At 30.5% G+C, this 18336-nt stretch carries 15 protein-coding genes; 12 read left to right on the plus strand and 3 right to left on the minus strand.

The window, feature by feature from the left end:
* Positions 1 to 134 precede the first annotated feature (134 nt).
* Complete coding sequence (gene dnaE / locus AACP42_RS01680; protein ID WP_212775261.1) at positions 135 to 2888, minus strand: DNA polymerase III subunit alpha; 2754 nt, start codon at positions 2886 to 2888, stop codon at positions 135 to 137.
* 47 nt (positions 2889 to 2935) lie between these two features.
* Between dnaE and AACP42_RS01685 the strand changes: the two genes are divergently transcribed.
* The gene (locus AACP42_RS01685; RefSeq protein WP_212775262.1) at positions 2936 to 3205 is read left to right on the plus strand and encodes a hypothetical protein; all 270 of its coding nucleotides are present in this window, start codon (positions 2936 to 2938) and stop codon (positions 3203 to 3205) included.
* A 586-nt stretch (positions 3206 to 3791) separates the two neighbouring features.
* Here AACP42_RS01685 and lysS read toward each other — a convergent pair.
* Together lysS and AACP42_RS01695 are read right to left on the minus strand one after the other, a co-directional pair.
* Positions 3792 to 5327: a lysine--tRNA ligase gene (gene lysS / locus AACP42_RS01690; RefSeq protein WP_212775263.1), complete on the minus strand. Its 1536-nt coding sequence runs from the start codon at positions 5325 to 5327 to the stop codon at positions 3792 to 3794.
* A gap of 756 nt (positions 5328 to 6083) precedes the next feature.
* Entirely contained in the window at positions 6084 to 6248 is a 165-nt protein-coding gene (locus AACP42_RS01695; protein WP_212509203.1) for a hypothetical protein, read from the minus strand.
* Positions 6249 to 6360: 112 nt separating this feature from the next.
* Here AACP42_RS01695 and AACP42_RS01700 point away from each other — a divergent pair, with 112 nt between their 5' ends.
* From AACP42_RS01700 to dnaG, 11 genes are all read left to right on the plus strand, one after another.
* Entirely contained in the window at positions 6361 to 7080 is a 720-nt protein-coding gene (locus AACP42_RS01700) for an N-6 DNA methylase (RefSeq protein WP_283241822.1), read from the plus strand.
* Between the two features lie 34 nt (positions 7081 to 7114).
* Positions 7115 to 7483: a restriction endonuclease subunit S gene (locus tag AACP42_RS01705; protein WP_249402797.1), complete on the plus strand. Its 369-nt coding sequence runs from the start codon at positions 7115 to 7117 to the stop codon at positions 7481 to 7483.
* A gap of 431 nt (positions 7484 to 7914) precedes the next feature.
* Positions 7915 to 9642: a glutamine--tRNA ligase gene (gene glnS / locus AACP42_RS01710; RefSeq protein ID WP_212775265.1), complete on the plus strand. Its 1728-nt coding sequence runs from the start codon at positions 7915 to 7917 to the stop codon at positions 9640 to 9642.
* 119 nt (positions 9643 to 9761) lie between these two features.
* A complete protein-coding gene (locus AACP42_RS01715; RefSeq protein ID WP_212775266.1) occupies positions 9762 to 12005 on the plus strand; it encodes an ATP-dependent helicase in 2244 nt (747 codons plus the stop codon).
* Positions 12006 to 12122: 117 nt separating this feature from the next.
* Positions 12123 to 12335, plus strand: coding sequence for a hypothetical protein (locus AACP42_RS01720; RefSeq protein ID WP_042068387.1), 213 nt, complete (start codon positions 12123 to 12125; stop codon positions 12333 to 12335).
* Positions 12336 to 12345: 10 nt separating this feature from the next.
* Positions 12346 to 12924: a YqaJ viral recombinase family protein gene (locus AACP42_RS01725; protein ID WP_212509194.1), complete on the plus strand. Its 579-nt coding sequence runs from the start codon at positions 12346 to 12348 to the stop codon at positions 12922 to 12924.
* A gap of 228 nt (positions 12925 to 13152) precedes the next feature.
* Positions 13153 to 13326, plus strand: a complete 174-nt coding sequence (gene rpsU / locus AACP42_RS01730) for a 30S ribosomal protein S21 (RefSeq protein ID WP_011160972.1) — start codon at positions 13153 to 13155, stop codon at positions 13324 to 13326.
* Positions 13327 to 13547: 221 nt separating this feature from the next.
* Entirely contained in the window at positions 13548 to 13988 is a 441-nt protein-coding gene (ybeY, locus tag AACP42_RS01735) for an rRNA maturation RNase YbeY (protein ID WP_212775267.1), read from the plus strand.
* 125 nt (positions 13989 to 14113) lie between these two features.
* A complete protein-coding gene (gene era, locus AACP42_RS01740) occupies positions 14114 to 14989 on the plus strand; it encodes a GTPase Era (RefSeq protein WP_249402798.1) in 876 nt (291 codons plus the stop codon).
* 102 nt (positions 14990 to 15091) lie between these two features.
* A complete protein-coding gene (locus tag AACP42_RS01745) occupies positions 15092 to 16450 on the plus strand; it encodes a glycine--tRNA ligase (RefSeq protein ID WP_212775269.1) in 1359 nt (452 codons plus the stop codon).
* 9 nt (positions 16451 to 16459) lie between these two features.
* Positions 16460 to 18274, plus strand: a complete 1815-nt coding sequence (gene dnaG / locus AACP42_RS01750; protein ID WP_212775270.1) for a DNA primase — start codon at positions 16460 to 16462, stop codon at positions 18272 to 18274.
* Positions 18275 to 18336 lie beyond the last annotated feature (62 nt).

Consider the following 18336-nt stretch of genomic DNA (forward strand, 5'->3'; position numbering starts at 1 on the left):
ACCGACCGTATGACCTCACGGAATAATCAAATCCGTGGCAACTGGCTAGATTACTATAATGATGCGTTTATTCGCGCCCAAATAATTTAATAATGTGTTTGTATTTACAATAATTTTGAATAATAAAATAATATTTAAGATTTATTTTTTTGATTAATTAATAAATTATGAAGTCCAAAACCTAATGTTTTTTTTTGTTTAATGACAAGTTCTTTTAAAGGTAATTCGGGGTGTATTTTAGGTTCGTAATCAGAATATGGATAATATTTAACTTCTTTTAAATCTTTGTTTTGTTCTAAAGTATTGCGGTTTATCCCCATTTTATCAAGGGCGCCTGCAAAAATTAAATTAGTTAATAAAGGTTCGGTGAGGAAAGGAAACAATTGTTGTTTAAAGGTTTTAAAAGAATAATAAAGGGGCATTTTTGAGGTAGTTTTAGTTAATTTTTGGTGTTCTTTAATTAATTTTTTTTGTTCTTTCATTAATTCTTGGCAAAAAGCAACATTTATTCCTTTAATAATAGTTAGAGGCAAAAATAATTTATTGTCTTTGAAATAATATTTATCTTGGCTACTAAATATATGGGGTGGTTCTATAATGATACCTTTTTGGATAACTTCTTTGAGCAAAATTTCTGTCTGGGTTGCATCTCCAATAGCATCATTTAATAAAGTAATTACAAAAGCAATAAAATGATTAGCTTTCAAATAAGCCATACGATAACTAATTAAAGAATAAGCGACACTGTGACTTTTGTTAAAACCGTAATTGGCAAATTTTAAAATATAATCATAAAGTTTGTTAGCTATTGTAAGGTTGCGTCCTTGTTCTTTGCTTTGGGCAATGAAGTTGTTTTTTTCTTGCAATAATAAATCTTTTTCCTTTTTGCTAATAGCTCTTATAAAAAGGTCTGCTTGGGCAAGACTGTATTTGGCAAAGACAGCTACAATTTGCATAATTTGTTCTTGATAAAGAATAATGCCATAAGTGGGTTGGAGGATAAAATCAATTAAGGGGCTAAAAAAAGTGGTAGTTTTTTGATGGCGGTTTTTTAAAAAAATATTAAAAGAATCAATGGGCCCTGGTCTATTTAAGGCAAGTAAGGCAATTAGGTCTTCGAACTTTTGGGGCATCATTTTTTGTAAAAAGTTTTGGGCGTTATAAGATTCTAATTGAAAAATCCCTATTGTTTTTCCTTGTTGCAACAACTCGAAAGTTTTTGTGTCGTTTAAAGGGATTTTAAAAAGACCAAAATGGGGATTAGTTTTTTGAATGGCTAAAACCATTTTATTCATCAAAGTAAGACTTCTTAATCCTAAAAAATCTATTTTGAGAAGTCCGATTGATTCAAGGAAAGAAGTTTCCCATTGGGTTTGTTGTAAGTTATTATGAGTGCCTTTTTGTAAGGGAATAATTTGATCAAGGGGCATTTGGCTTAAAATAATTCCTGCTGGATGGGTTCCTGTAAACCGTGGTATTCCTTCGATATAAGATGCCATTGTAAGTAAGTTTTTCATTTGCAAATCCAAAGTTTCTTTTTGATAAGTGCTTTTTTTATCCAAATATGCCAAAACACGTTTAGTTTGGAATTCCTTTACTGTGGGCATAAATTTAACTAATTCATTGATAATGGCTTTTTGGCTTACAAATCTACCAAAAGTAATAATACTTGCTACGTGTTTGGTGCCGTACTTTTGACAAACATATTGAATAATTAAATCTCTTGTATTGTCTGGAAAATCAAGGTCAATATCTGGCATAGTTTTTCTTTGAGGATTTAAAAAACGCTCAAAAATAAGGTCATATTGTAAAGGGTCAATCTCTGTAATTTGTAAACAAAAACACACCAAAGAACCCGAAGAAGAGCCTCTACCAGGACCTACTAAAATACCTTGTTTTTTGGCGTATCTTACAACATCACCTACAATTAAAAAATAATTGTCATATTCCATATCAGCTATAATTTGTAATTCTTGATCTAGCCTTTGTTGGTATTTGGTATATTTAGGGTTTTTAAAATCGATGTATTGGCGCAAACCTTCATAAGAAATTTGTTTTAAGTACTCTTTGGCAGTTATTTTTTGGGGTTGTAAAAAATCAACAAAGGAAGGCAACAACATTTTTTGTGGTAAATAATTTTGATATTTAATAGAAAAGATTAATTTTTTTAAATAAGCAAACATTGCTTTATGTGTTTGGGCGTTGTAGGCGCTATCAAAATTATCTTTGGTTAAAAAAGATAAATCAGTTTGGTCGTCGTTTTTTTTATTTTCCATTTTTGCAAGTATTTGATAGGTTGGTTGGGCTTGAAAAGTATCATAGCAAGTTTTGTTAATTGGTACATAAGGAATTTGGAAGTGGTTTGCAAAATCAATGATGTTTTCAGAAAGCAATTCCAAAAAGGAGTTTTGATAAGAAATACCTAATACAAGTTCGTCAAATATTTTTTGTAATTGAGTAGCTATTTGAAAAAATTTATCTTTTTGGTCGCGAAAAAACATATCATCAAAAAAGGGATTTTCTCCAGGAATCAAAGCAAACAAATCTTTACCTAAATGAGCAATTTGATTTAAGGTAATTTGGGGTGTTTCTTCATTTTTAATAATAGTTGAAATTCGAATTAAATTTTTGATTCCTTGGTCGTTTTTGGCATAAATTAAAAGTGTTGCTAGTTGATTGTTGTGCAAAAAATTTATTTTTAGTCCTAAAATAGGTTTGATTTGATAGTTATGGCATAATTTTAAAAAAGTTGGCATGCCATATAAATTATCATCGCTCAAAGCAACAAAATCATAATCATTTTCTTTGGCTTTTTGTACCAAAGTTTCTAAAGAATTAAGACTTTGTAATAAGCTATAAAAACTTTGCAAATAAAAAACGCCTCTCATAATTGCACTTCCTTGCTGGCTGAAAAATAAAAGTATTGTTGTTTTGGATGTTTGTTTGTTTGGATGTTTGTTTGGATTTTCTAATTTTATTTATTTTTTGTGATTTGCAAAAACTTTATTCATCTTCCCAATCTGTTTGGAACTCTTTTTCCCAATTTTCTTCTAATTCGTCTTCCCAATTTTGGCTTTGCCAATTTTGCAAATTTGGCGAACCATCCCAGTTTTTCTGTCTAGTTCTTGATGACGACGAATTTATTATTGCATCTCTTTGTTTTGGTTCTGCTTGCGAACCATCTTTTAACCAAAAAAAGGTATAAATTTTTAATACCTAATCGAGAATTTTAAATCTTCGATTCTATGAGTGTTATTGCCATAGCCGTATTTGGATAAATCAATGTCTTTTTGATAGACATATATTAATTTCTTTGGGGCATTTTTGAGGCAAAAAGGCTTTTTTGAATTTTGCAAAGAACACAAATAATAACAAAAAGAAGGGTAGTTAATGCAAAAAGGAAAAGAATCGGGGAATTTTTCTTTGATATAATTTTGGACTTGTTCGGCTGAATCTAGATAAATATCGTGAACTTTGGGTTTTGGGAATGTTGCATTATGATTTGAGTTTGGTATTTTGGCAAAAGTAAAGTTAGTTAAAAAATAAACTCCACAAATTAAAATTAAGGAAAAAAATGTAAAAATTGCTCCTAAAATAATTATAATTATCTTTTGTTTAATTTTTTTGCTCCCTTCGGTTGTTTTTGCAACACAAAATATTTAATTATCATTAACCCATTTTATATAAAATATTTTTTACCCTTTTTTATTTTCGGATTTTTGGGCTTTGGTGATTTGGAGATTTTTGCTTTTGGGAATAATTTATTTTTGGCTTGTTGGTTTTTGCTTGCTTTATTCGTTATCGTTATTCGTTAGGACTTTATTTGCTGTTTTGTTTTGACTAAATTTATTTTGATTTTTACAATGTGGAAATAAAATAACATCACGAATATTTGCAGTATCGGTTAAAAGCATAACCAAACGATCGAGTCCCATTCCAAGACCACCAGTTGGAGGCATGCCATAATTAAGGGCGTTTAGGAAATCATAGTCCATGTCATTGGCTTCGTCGTTGCCTAATTGTTTTTGTTGTAATTGATTTAAAAAACGTTTTTCTTGTTCGATAGGGTCGTTAAGTTCGCTAAAAGCATTAGCAAATTCCTTACCTACAATAAAAAGTTCAAAACGGTCAGTAAAGCGAGGATCAGCTTCGTTTTGTTTTGCCAAATGACTTATTTCCAGTGGATGTCCGTAGACAAAAGTAGGCTGAATGAGAGTGTTTTCTACGTATTTTCCAAAAAAAGCCTCAATGATATGTCCTTGACTAAAATGGGGCATAACTTCAATTTGGTGTTTTTTTGCCAAAGAAAGGCATTGTTCCAAGGTAAAATTATCTGTAAAATCAATTCCTGTTTTTTCCTTGATTGATGCAACCATACTTACTTTTGCAAAATGGGAAAAATCAATTTCTTGGTTTTGGTAAGTAAATTGCAACTTGCCAAACAATTTTTGGGCCAATTCTTGCAAGCATTGCTTTGTTAAGTCCATAATATCTTGCATATCAGCATAAACCAAGTAAGCCTCAATAGTGCTAAATTCGGGATTATGTGTGGCATCAATTCCTTCATTTCTGAAAAGACGTCCGATTTCATAGACTTTATTCATTCCACCAACAATTAATTTTTTAAGGGGCAATTCGGTAGCAATTCTCAAGTAAAAATCACAATTAAGAGCGTTGTGATGAGTGATAAAAGGTTTGGCAGAAGCGCCTCCCAAAGTTGGTTGTAAAATAGGAGTTTCTACTTCTAAAAAGCCCTGATTATCAAAAAAATTTCTAATGTATTTCATAATCAAACTGCGAGTTAAAAATACTTGTCTTGTTTTTTCGTTTACGATTAGATCAACATAGCGATTTTTTCTCATCTCTTCGCGGTTTTGCAAGCCATGAAATTTGTCAGGTAAAGGTTTTAGGGCTTTGGTAAGATGAATAAATTCCAAGGCTTTAATGGTTAATTCTTGCGTTTTTGTTTTAAATAAAAAACCTTTGATGCCTATGATATCTCCTAAATCACAATTTTGATAAATCTGAAAAGCATCTTTGCCCACTAAATCCAGTTTTATATATGCTTGCATTCGGAAATTAAAATCTTGTAAATGCAAAAAACCTGCTTTGCCTTGTCCTCTTTTTAAAACGATTCTGCCAGCTACACAAACATTGATTTGGGATTGTTCGAGAGCTAGACTATCTGCTTTTTGGTATTGCAAAAGAATTTGTTCGATGGAATGAGAAGGGACAAATTTTTTTCCAAAAGGATCAATGTTTATTTTTTTTAATTCATTCATTTTTTGATGTCTAATAATTTCTTGTTCGCTTAATTTTGTTGCCATTTATATGCTCCTTGCATCATTTAATTTTTTTAAACATTTAACCTTTATTATACCAAAAAAACTTGGGTTTTGGTGATGTTTTTGGAGGGGTTGGGGATTTTTTGTGGGGAAATGCAATTTTTTTTATTTGGTGGTTTGAAAAAGCAAAAAAAGTTAATTAGTTTGGATAAAATAAAAAAAGACACTCATAAAGAATGCCTTTGGGTTTGTAATTGAATTTTTCAAAATTAAAATTGCTTTTTGTTTTTTGATTGATGAATTAAAATTTGAAATCAAAATAGTTTTAAAAGAGATGATTTGCAAAAAAGATAATTTTTAAAAGGATGTTTTTAATAAAATAAGTAAATATTAAAAATTATTTATATCGTGGTTTTGGTGGTATTTTATTATTAGCTCCAACCGAATGAGGTGTTCCAAAACTTTGGACAACTTTTTACTTTTTAAAAATTCTTTAATATAAAAATAAAACCAATAAATAAAAATACCAAAGATAAAAGAAATAAAAGAAATAAATAATTTTGATTCAAAAATATTAATAATTGTTTGTTGTATATCCATTAATTTTTCCTTTCTATAAAATTATTATATATTCTCCTTAATGAACGTTTTTTTAAAAAACGTTCATTTATTTAAGCCATGTAATTTTAGTTGTATCAGGAACAATAAAACCAAATTTATAAGCTACAAATAGAAAAATACAACAAAGAGCAGATAAAACTAATATTTGTCTTAAATTCATTTTTTTCCTCCTTTTTATTATTTAGCTATTGATAAATAACCTTTTGAAGCAAAATAAACAGCCAAAGGAAGAACAATACCTAATGTAGGTAAAACCCAACACATAAAAAAACCGCCTAAGGTTAATTTATTTCTTCTAAAAGATTTTTTACTGAAATAAGAAGGTCTGTAAATTCTTGCCATTTTAATCTCCTTTTTTATTATTTAATAAGAAAAATATTTTTTAGTATTTAGAAACAATAAAGAAACCAACTTTAATGGTTCTTTAATCGCCTACAATATTCAAGTTTTTCTAATGCATATGTTACATCTCTTAGAAGAAGATGGCACTTTAGGTGTTATTTTACCATCTGGAGTTTTATGCGCTTCTACACCCGGAGTAATAGAATTTAGAAAATTTTTAGTAGAAAATCAATATATTGATACAATTATACAATTACCCCTAAATATTTTCCCTTATGTATCTGAAACAACCATTACTTATATTTTAATTATACAAAAATGTGTAGAAAATCAAAAACATCAAATTCGTTTTATTGATGCATCAGAAATGCATGAAAGAATTAAAAGTGGTATTTCTCTAAGACAATTAGGCAAAAAAAATATTAAAGATATAATGGAAATGGTGTCACAAAATAAAAAAAATGACAAAATGTCAATAGCAAATATAGAGCAAATTAGAAAAAATAATTATGTTTTAACCACAAACTTATATTGTTCAAATCATTTGCAAGAAAACAAAGAGGTAAATATAAAAAATATTGCGATTTTCAAAAGAGAAATAGAATTATTAGAAACTAAAAAAAATAATTTATCTCAAAAAATACAACAAATAGAAAAAGAGATTGAATTATTTTTCGAAAATTCTAAAGAAAGAAAAGAAATAGCAATTAAAGATATAATACAAGAAATAACAAAAACAAATAAAGATAGCTTCCCTTATGATATTTGTAGTCTAGATTGTAAAAAAGGTTTGATTTTAAGAGATAATAACAAACAATTTAAAAAAAATTAAAAATTATAGAATAGCATATCCCAACAATATTGTTATGAACAACAGAGATTTCTTAAAACATAAATCAATTGCTTATAATATTTATAATAAACCAGTATTGATTTCTAATATTTATTCAGTTTTTGAAGTTAAAGAGGGGGTTGATGCTAATTTTATATTGAATTTTTTAAAAAATTCTCAAGTTCATAAAAAATTAAAGGTTATTGGAAAACAAGGGGTAATATCCGAAATTGATAAAAATGTTTTTTATCAACTAACTTTTAAATTACCCGCTTTAAAAGAACAAAAACAAATAAATGTTTTTTTCAATAATTTATCTAAATTATTAAATGATATTGAAAATATTTCCATAGAAATACGCCAACTTCAAAAAGAAAAACAAGAATATTATTATTTATTATAATTATATAATTTATTCCTTACTTTTTCTTGCTTTTATTCTCCATTTTTTTAAAATACAAAAGACATTCATTAAATGAATGTCTTTTTTTGTAAATTGATATATGCTTAATGCAAATCTAAATTTAATATAAACCCTAACCCACTTTCACCAACTTCCAACTGTTAAAATGAAAAATATTTTCAAAATGCTAGTATAATATAATAGAGTGTTTTGATTAAAATATATGAAGGATATGATATTGACAGCGATATTTAGAAGTCTATTTTTTCAAAATCCTAAATTATATTTCTAATCATAAATAAAATACATAAATTGACTAATAAAAATTGGAGACCAAAACTAAGATTCCCAAACAAATTTTTTTGCAAACAAAACCACCCAAAAAACCCAAACCCCAAATAAACCAAATAAAAAGAAAAAGGACTTATAAAATGCAAAAACAATCAAATTTCATCAAAACCATCATTCAAAAAGACCTCCAAAGCGGAAAATGCAGCCAAATCATTACACGTTTCCCGCCCGAACCCAATGGTTTTTTACATTTAGGACACGCCAGAGCCATCATTATTAATTTTGAATTGGCACATTTTTTTGAAGGCAAAACCCTTTTACGTTATGATGACACCAACCCTTCCAAAGAAAAACAAATTTATGTTAATGCCATCCTCAATGACATCAAATGGCTGGGATACACTCCTTACAAAATCACTTTTGCCTCAGATTATTTCCCTCAAATGTATCAAATGGCACTTTTTTTAATCACACAAGGAAAAGCCTATGTTGATGACCAAACCGCTGAACAAATTGCCCAAAGTCGCGGTAATTTAACCCAAAAAGGTACCAATTCTCCTTATCGCAATCGTAGTATTGAAGAAAATATCTTGCTATTTGAACAAATGAAAAAAGGAAAATTTGTAGAAGGTAGCAAAGTTTTGCGTGCCAAAATTGATATGCAAAGCCCTAACCTTAATTTGAGAGACCCTATTTTGTACCGTATTCTTTCTGCTTTTACTTTAAAACAAAAACATTGGCATATTTTCCCTACCTATGATTACGCTCATCCATTGGAAGATTCCTTTGAAAACATCACACATTCTTTGTGTTCTTTGGAATTCGAAGACCACAGACCTTTATATGATTGGATAATCAAAGAAACAAAAGCCAAACATACTCCACGCCAAATTGAATTTGGAAGACTTAATCTTACCCAAACTTTGATGAGCAAAAGACATCTTAATAATTTGGTAGAAAAAAACTTAGTAACAGGTTGGGATGACCCTAGAATGCCAACTTTATCAGGCATCCGCAAAAAAGGCTACACTCCTGAAGCTATCAAAAATTTTGTCCTTGAAACAGGCTTATCCAAAGTAAATTCACAAGTCAAACAAGAAATGTTAGAATCTTTTGTAAGAGATGACCTTAAAGGAAAATCCTTGCCTCGCATGGCAGTTATAAACCCCCTCAAAATTACTATTACTAACTTTCCTGAAAACAAAATAGAAACTCTCAAAGCTCCTTGGACTAATAATTTTCATACTTGTAAATGTTGCAACACATCTCAAACCCAAGGAAAAACCCCAGAACAAAATCAAGAACAAACAAAAGGAAAAGAACAAACAAAAGGAAAAGAACAAAACCAAGAAAGAGAAATTTATTTTTCCCGCCATCTCTACATTGAAAAAGACGATTTTGCACTCCAAAAACCAGATAAAAATTATAAAAGATTAACTTTGGGCGAAGAAGTAAGATTATTTCATGCTTATTTTGTTAAAGCTTACGATGTTGTCAAAAACAACAAAGGAGAAATAACAGAAATTCTTGCAACATACGACCCCCAAACCAAAAGCGGCAGCGGCTTTAAAGATAGAAAACCAAACGGAACTATTCATTTTGTAGAAGCAAAGACTGCTTGCAAAGCCACTTTTAATTTTTTTGCTCCACTACTTTGCACAAATGGCAATTTCAACGATAAATCCTGGCATATCAAAAAAGGTTTTGTAGAATCAAGTTTACAAAAAAGCTGTTGTTGCAAAAACCATTTGCAATTTCTAAGACAAGGTTATTTTGCAGCAGACAAAATAACAAAAGACACAAATGGAAAAACGCAAGAACTTAATTTCAATGAAGTAGTAAGCTTAAAATCAAATCCTCAAAAATAAATTTGTTCTACTAAAAAAATAAAAACTAATAAATCCCATTAAATCACCCAACCAAAAAACACTCCCAGAAAAAACAACACAAAACAAAAAGGATAAACAACGAAATAAAAGATATAAAAATGTTTTACAATAAAACCAATTTTTTAGAAAAATTAAATAAACCCCAACTTGCAGCAGTCACAAGCAATGCTAAATCTTTTTATCTAGCAGCAGGAGCAGGCACTGGTAAAACCACCACTTTAACTGCTAAAATTGCTTATTTAATCGAACAAAAAAACTTGCCAAGCAACCAAATTTTAGCCCTTACTTTCACCAACAAAGCTGCCAAACAAATGCAAGAAAAACTTGCCAAAATGATTGGTCAAGAAAAAACCAAAGGCATTACTATTTGCACTTTTCACTCTTTGGGAAACCAAATTTTGAAAAAATTTATCCCCTTTTTGCCATTTTCATATCGCACCAATTTTAAAATTTTAGATGACAACGACTGCAAAAAAATCATCAAAGACATTTTAAAAGAAATGAATATCGACCCCAAAAGAATAAAAATTAGCGAATTAAGAAAAAACATTTCTGCTATCAAAAGAAAACACAAACCACAAAACAAAGACACTTTGCAACACGCAACCCAAAAAGAACACATTTTTCAACGTGAAAACAGATACGAATTCGAAATACCAATCAAAGCTAAATATCAAATTTTTTTGCAAAACAATAATTTAGTTGATTTTGATGACCTTATTTTATATACGCACCAACTGCTCCAAGAAAATGCCTATGTAAGGGCTTTTTATCAACAAAAATTCCAATATTTATTAGTTGATGAATTCCAAGATACTGATTTTTTCCAATACCAAATTTTGACTCTTTTAGCCCAAAACCATCAAAATATTTTTGTAGTAGGAGATCCTGACCAAAACATTTATTCTTTTCGAGGAGCCAGATTTGAAAACAGCCAATTGTTCTTAAATAAATTTAGTCCTCAAGTAGCTTTTTTGGAACAAAATTACCGTTCTTCTAAAAACATCCTAGACAAAGCCAACCTTTTGATTAAACACAACGAAGACCATCCTTTTAAAAAAAATCTCAAAAGCACTAAAAGCGGAGGCGAACCTGTTATTTACAAGTTTTTTTCAGATTATAAAGAAGAGACAGACTACATCACAAAAACCATCCAAAACCTTGTTTTACAAGGTATTTGCAGCTATCAAGATTTTACTATTTTATATCGTACTAACATTTTGGGACGCCCTTTGGAAGAAAAATTCTTAGCAAACAGCATTCCTTATCAAGTTTTTGGAGGTATTTCCTTTTACCAAAGCAAAGTAGTCAAAGATTTTTTAGCTTATCTCAATGTTATTGCAAATCCCTCACAAGATTTTGATTTCAAACGCATCATTAACACCCCTAAAAGAGGAATTGGAACAACTTCACTTGCACATCTAGAACAACTTGCCCAAGAAAAAAACTTAGCTCTCTTTGACGCCCTTAACTACCTAGACCAAACTCCAATTCAACCAAAAACCAAAACTAAACTAAACGAATTTCAAAAATTAATTACAGCTTTACGCCAAGAACTAATTAATGATTCTTTTGACTGTCTTAGTGATATAATTACTCATATTGATGAAAAAATTAAGTATTGTCACAAAAACGATGAAACTTACAAAATGCAATCAATAAAAGATTCTGAGCCTGCTTTACATTACATCGAAGAATTAAAATCAGTTTTTATGCAAGCAGAAAAAAATTTGGAAGGAAACATTTTTGAAAAACTAACCCAACTTTTAGATCAAATATCTTTGTATAGCGAAATTAACGAACAAACCGAACAAGACCCCAAAACCCCAAGCAAAAACGATCGCGTTAAACTTTCTACTATTCACAAAGTCAAAGGTTTAGAATTTAGAGTGGTTTTTATAGCTGCTTTTGAAGATATTTTTTTTGATTGCAACCAAAAAGAAAAAAGCGATTTAGAAGAATCAAGACGTCTAGCTTATGTAGCAATTACAAGAGCCGAAGAAAAGTTGTTTTTAACTGGGGCTTATCAAAGAGTTTCATATGGCAAACAAATAGACAGTCAACCTTCACGCTTTTTACAAGAAATGGGCTTTTTTCCAAAAGAAACCCCAAGACCAAATTATTTTTCCCCACATTTATTTCAACCAATCCAATCAAACCAAGTATCTTACACTAATGAAAATGGCTTTTTTCAAAAAGGAGACAAAGTCAAACACAAAACTCTCGGCTTGGGCGTAGTGGAAGCCATCATGCAAGATTTAATCCAAGTACGCTTTATAAATTCCCAAAATATAAAAATATTTGAAAATACAACTGCTTTTCTTGCTAAAATAAAAGAGTAAGTAAATTTTAAACATTTATCAAAAAACGAATCATCAATCATTATTTTATTAAATCGATTAGAAATTTAAAAACAACAAAACAACAAAATCAAATTACCAAAATCAAAGGAGATTTTTATGAATTATACCGTTTTTTTTGTAACTATTTGTACTTTTATCGTTTTAAGTACTTTATTTTTAGCAGATAGCAACGACAGCTTTTCTTTGGGAAATTCTTTTTCCGAACAAAAACAAGGACGCAAAATCAAAGGCGAACAATTCTTCTTAAACTGCTTTCTTACTGTTTTAACCATGGCTTTTTTTGGACTTTCCTTTTGGTGCCAACAATAGTTGATGCCATATGCAATTAGAACAAAATACCTTAGCTTGGCACAATCATCGTAAAAAATACATTAATGCTTCCGAAGTAGCAGCTATCATGGGCTTAAATCCATTTGAAACCAAAGAGCAATTATTAAAAAGAAAAGTTTTTGACACTCCAATCGAAGACAACGAAGCAATGAAACGCGGACGAATTTTGGAACCCCAAGCAAGAAATTTTTTCAACCAAACACAAAAAATGCAATTCGAACCCAAAGCCTTTGTCAAAGATTTCATGTCTGCTTCTTTGGATGGATGGGACGCCCAATCCCAAAGCCTCTTAGAAATCAAATGCCCCATTTCTTTTGCCTCTTATACTTGGCAATCCTTTTTAAATGAAGGAAAAATCCCTACTATCTATTATGCCCAACTCCAAGCCCAAATTTATTGTTCTCAATCAATTAAAGCTTACTTTTTGGTCTATCAAAACGACCAAACCAACAAAAATATCGAAGTCAAAGAAGACCCGAATTTTATCACAAACATGCTTGAACAGTGCAGTCATTTTTTTCAATTATACTTAAAAACTAAACAATTACAAAAACAACTTCAAATTTAAAATTAATCATTTATATAAATATAAAAATACATTATTACTATTGCATTTCATTTAACCGTATTTATGACAAATTTCACCATAAAAAACGACCATAAACAAAAGATAAAACCACTTACAAAAATATTTAATTATTTTTTTGCTTTTTCTTATTGACAAACAACAAAAAAAGAGATATACTATAAGTAGTATTGCTAATTTTTAATTTGAGATTACGGAAAGGAGATATTAATGCCAAAAACTGTTTTTCGTAAAGGAGAAACTATCGAAGAAACGCTACGTCGTTTTAAAAGAGAAGTTTCTAAATCTGGTGTCCTAGCAGAAGCGCGTCGCAAAGAACATTATATTAAACCAAGCGTACAAAAGAAAAATCGCCAAAAAAATATGCGTAGTAAAAAGCGTTAATGTTTTAATCAATTAAAAGCTACTTGAAATAAGTTGCTTTTTTTATTTTATATTTGCTTATATTTGCTTAAGTTTTTTTTGCAAATGTCTTTTTATTTTATTCGTTCAAATGTTCGCTCAAATCATCAAAAAATAATCTCATTATTAAAAATTACCAAAAAAACAACTCAATTGCAACCAAAACTACAACCACCACCCAAACCCCAAATAGGAAATGCTAAATGATCATTAAAATCCACAATCAAACTTCTTTTTGCATCACACCTTTTAAATCTTTATTAATTAAAATGTTTTTACCCATCAAAGAAAAAAAATTAATGCATCTCATTTTTGTTACCAACGAAAAAATTCAAGAACTTAATTCCTTTTATCGCCAAAAAAATTATCCCACAGATGTTTTGTCTTTTACTAATGATTTAACTTTTTTTGCAGGCTTAGAAGACAATTCTTTAGGCGATGTTTTTATTTCTTTTTCCAAAGCCCAAGTCCAAGCACAAACAGCCAAGCACAGTTTAGAACGCGAAATTGCTTTTTTAGCAGTGCATGGTTTTTTGCATCTTAAGGGTTATCAACACCGCACCGAAGAAGAGTTTCAAATAATGCTTGCTTTACAAGAAAAAATTTTACAAAACGTAGGTCTAAATTTAGACAAAACCACATAAAACAGCAGCAGCCCCAAATCCCATAAAAACCAAACAAAAAGAAACAAACCAAAATAAAAACACCCGCACAAACACCAACAAGGAAAAAGAAAAACAAAAAAATAACTAAGAAATTGAGGACTTACATGGATTTTAAATCTGGTTTTATTGCTATTTTGGGACGCCCAAACGTCGGCAAATCAACTCTTCTAAACGCATTAACCCAACAAAAAGTTGCCATCACAAGCGCCAAACCCCAAACAACACGCCACAAAATTATTGGCATTTGCCACGAACCTAACGCCCAATATATTTTTGTAGACACCCCAGGAATTAACCAATATAAACATTTATTGAACCAAAAAATGAACAACATCGCTTTTCAAAGCATCAAAGACGTTGATTTAATTCTCTTTTTAACAGATTCCTTTTATCATCCCAAAGAAGAAACTTTGTTAAAAATGATTTTCCAAACCAAAAAACCAGTTTTTTTAGTCATCAACAAAATTGACCGTTTAAAGAGCAAAAGCCAAATTGATGCTATTATTTTAAGCTATTTAAACCATTTTTCTTTTCAAACAGTAATCCCACTTTCTGCTATCAAAGCCAAAAACACCACTTTTTTAAAAGAAAATATCTATCAAAATATCAAACCAGGGGTCGCTTACTATCCGCAAGACATGATTACTGATCAAAAAAAAGAACTTTGGATAGCAGAAATAATCCGCGAAAAAGTCCTTTATTATGTCTACGAAGAAATCCCTCACGCCTCAGCCGTAATAATTGAAAAAATGGAACAAAAAGACCATTTATTAGAAATTTGGGGCTTGATTTTGGTAGAAAGAAGCTCTCAAAAACAAATCTTAATTGGCAAGGCAGGCTCCAAACTCAAACAAATAGGAACACATGTTCGCCAAGACCTCAATTGCCATTTGCAAATCAAAACTCACATTAATTTATGGGTCAAGGTGTATCCTAATTGGCGCAACCAAAAAGATTTATTAAGTCGCTTTGGATATTAAATAATTATAATTGAAAAAACTCAAAAAAACAAAATCAAAAAAAAAAAAAACAACAACGCAAAAATCAAAACATCAACACCAACAACAAAAAGGAGCTTTGGGATGCAACATTTAGACAAAGTTATTTCATTAGCCAAACAAACAGGATTTGTATTTGCAGGCAGTGAAATTTATGGGGGACTTGCCAATAGTTGGGATTATGGTCCTTTAGGCAGTTTATTAAAAAACAACATTAAAAAAGCTTGGTTGCAAAAATTTGTCCAAGAACAACCCAATAATTTTTTGTTAGATGGATCCATTTTACTTAATTCTACCGTATGGAAAGCCTCAGGTCATCTGGATTCTTTTTCGGATCCCCTTACCGAAAATCAAGACACCAACAAGAGATTTCGTGCTGATAAACTCATCGAAAGCCACAATCCACAGTTAGATATTAGCGGTTGGTCCTACGAACAAATGCATGACTATTTAGTCAAAAACCAAGTCTTAGGAACTCCCAACTGGACACCCATCAGACCTTTTAACATGCTTTTTAAAACCCATCAAGGAGTCATTTTGGAAAACTCCAAACCTCTATATTTAAGACCTGAAACAGCACAAGGAATTTTTATCCAATTTAAAAACATTTTAAAAACTACCAGAAAAAAACTTCCCTTTGGAGTCTGCCAAATTGGAAAAGTATTCCGCAACGAAGTGACACCTGGCAACTTTATTTTCCGTACTTGTGAATTTGAACAAATGGAACTAGAATTTTTTTGCCAACGAGGCACCGAAGCCCATTGGTTTAACCACTGGAAAAAATTAATGTATGATTTTTTAATTACTTTGGGTATGAACCCGCAAAATTTAACATTTAAAGATCACAAAAAAGAAAACCTCAGCCATTATTCACAACAAACTTGCGATATTTTATTCAAATTTCCTTGGGGTTTTGATGAACTTTGGGGGATTGCTTCCAGAACAAACTTCGACTTGAAAACCCACCAACAACACTCCAAAAAAGATCTTACTTATTTTGACGAAACTACCAAACAAAAAATTTTACCCTACGTTATCGAACCTTCTTTAGGAATAGAAAGACTATTTTTTGCTTTTCTAATTAACAATTACCACGAAGAAAACACCTCCAACGAAACAAGGCAAATCCTTACTTTTCACCCTTTTTTAGCACCTTACAAAGTAGCTGTTTTGCCATTAATCAAAAAAACACACAGCGCCAAAGCCCAAGAAATCCACCAGTATTTAGCCAAACATTTTGATGTTTGTTACGATGAGACACAAAGTATTGGCAAAAGATACCGCAGACAAGATATGATTGGTACTCCTTTTTGTCTCACTGTAGACGACCAAACCCTTACCCACAACACAGTGACTTTAAGAAACCGTGACACCGCCCAACAACAAACCTTTTTACTAGCAGAAGCCAAACAATACATCCAAGAAAAAATTATTTTAAAATAAAGGATCAAAATGGAAGATAACAAACAATTAATTGATCAAATCAATGAAAAAATGCCTATCCTTGATTTAGTTCAAGAATTTGTACAATTAAAAAAATCAGGCAAAAATTACATGGGGTTGTGCCCTTTTCACGATGAAAAAACGCCTTCTTTTTCTGTGTCTCCTGAAAGAAATATAGGAGTTTGTATGTCTTGTAAAAAAGGCGGTAATCCTGTTTTTTTTTACAAAAGCATCAAAAACACCTCTTTAAATCAAGCCATTTTTGAACTGGCAACCCGCTTGGGCATTGCTACTTCCCTACCCCAGCAAAGCCCCCATCAATACCAAAAATTCTACAACATCATTCAAGAAGCAGCAGATTTTTATTCCCATCAATTAAAACACAACAAACAAGTCCTCAATTATTTAGAAAAAAGAGGCTTTGACAATGACATAATAAAACATTTTAAATTAGGTTATGCTCCCAAAGCTTCCCATTTATCACGTTATTTAATAGAAGGTACCAAATTTGACCCTGATGACCTCAAAAAATTAAGTCTCATCAATCAAGACGACAAAACCGGCAACTTTTATGATTTTTTCAAAAACCGACTCATTTTTCCCATTACTAACAAATCAGGCCAAATTGTTGCTTTTTCCAGCCGCAGTCTAGATGATCAAATGCCTAAATATCTCAACAGTCCCGAAACAATAATTTTCAAAAAAGGCGAAACTTTGTATCAATACTACGAAAACCAAGCTGAAATCAGAAAAAAACAAAAAGTCATTTTGCATGAAGGTTTTTTTGATGTTATGGCATCTTTCAAAGCCCAATTCAAAAACGTAGTTGCTACCATGGGAACCAACCTTACTTTGGATCATGCCAAACTATTAAAAAAACTCACCGACAAAATAATTATTGCCTATGACGGCGACAAAGCAGGAAAAACCGCTACTTTAGAAATTGGAACCTTTCTCCAAAAAAACCACTTCAAAATCCAAATAGTAGATTTTCCCAATAATCTAGACCCCGATGAATACATCAAAACTGAAGGACCCGAAAAATACCAACACCTTCTAACTGATAATTTAAAGGATTTTTTAGCTTTGAAAGTGGATTTGATTTACCAACAAATGGATTCTTACAACCAAGCCCAAACCAAAAAAGAATTACAAGAACTATTCCAATCCTCAAGCTTTGAAATCAAAATGCTTTATCAAGAATACTTACAAAAAACATATCAACTAACAGTTAACCTTAATTCTCAAGTCTCCATTAACAAAACCCCAAAACCTCCTTACATTGCTCACACCAAACAACAATTAAATGTAACCAAATTTGACATTAAAATAGAAATCATCATAGAATTGCTTTTAAATGCTGCTTTTTTCAAAACCCAAAACTCCAAAACATTTGCCACTATCAAAAAAACCCCCGGTTTTGATGACTTGCAATGCAGTTGTCTGCTAAACTATATTAAAAATTATTACAAGAAAAATCCTAAACAAACTTGTATTCCTTGGGAAGAAATCAAAAACACCGCATTTAAAGAAAATATTGATGATTTATTGACATCTATCGAAAAACATCATTTTTTTAAAATGGAAAAGCGCCCTCTTTTACAAGATAAAGAAGGCAAAATATTTAACAATTATATAAAAGAATTAGAAATCCGCGACAAAATAGAACAAAAACAACAAAAAATAAATGAGTTAAATGATAAATTACTTCCAATAGATAACACTGAAAAAAACAAATTACAAAAAAAGAAAGACAAGCTCAAAAAAGAAAGAAGACAATTACAACAACAATTAAGCGAATTAGTAAATGATATATTTTGTTAAAAAACAAACCACTCAAAAAACCAAAATCAAAACAAGTTCATAGCCAAATTTTAATTAAAAAA

The organism is Hydrangea phyllody phytoplasma (assembly GCF_036985185.1).
Classification (GTDB): domain Bacteria; phylum Bacillota_I; class Bacilli_A; order Acholeplasmatales; family Acholeplasmataceae; genus Phytoplasma; species Phytoplasma asteris.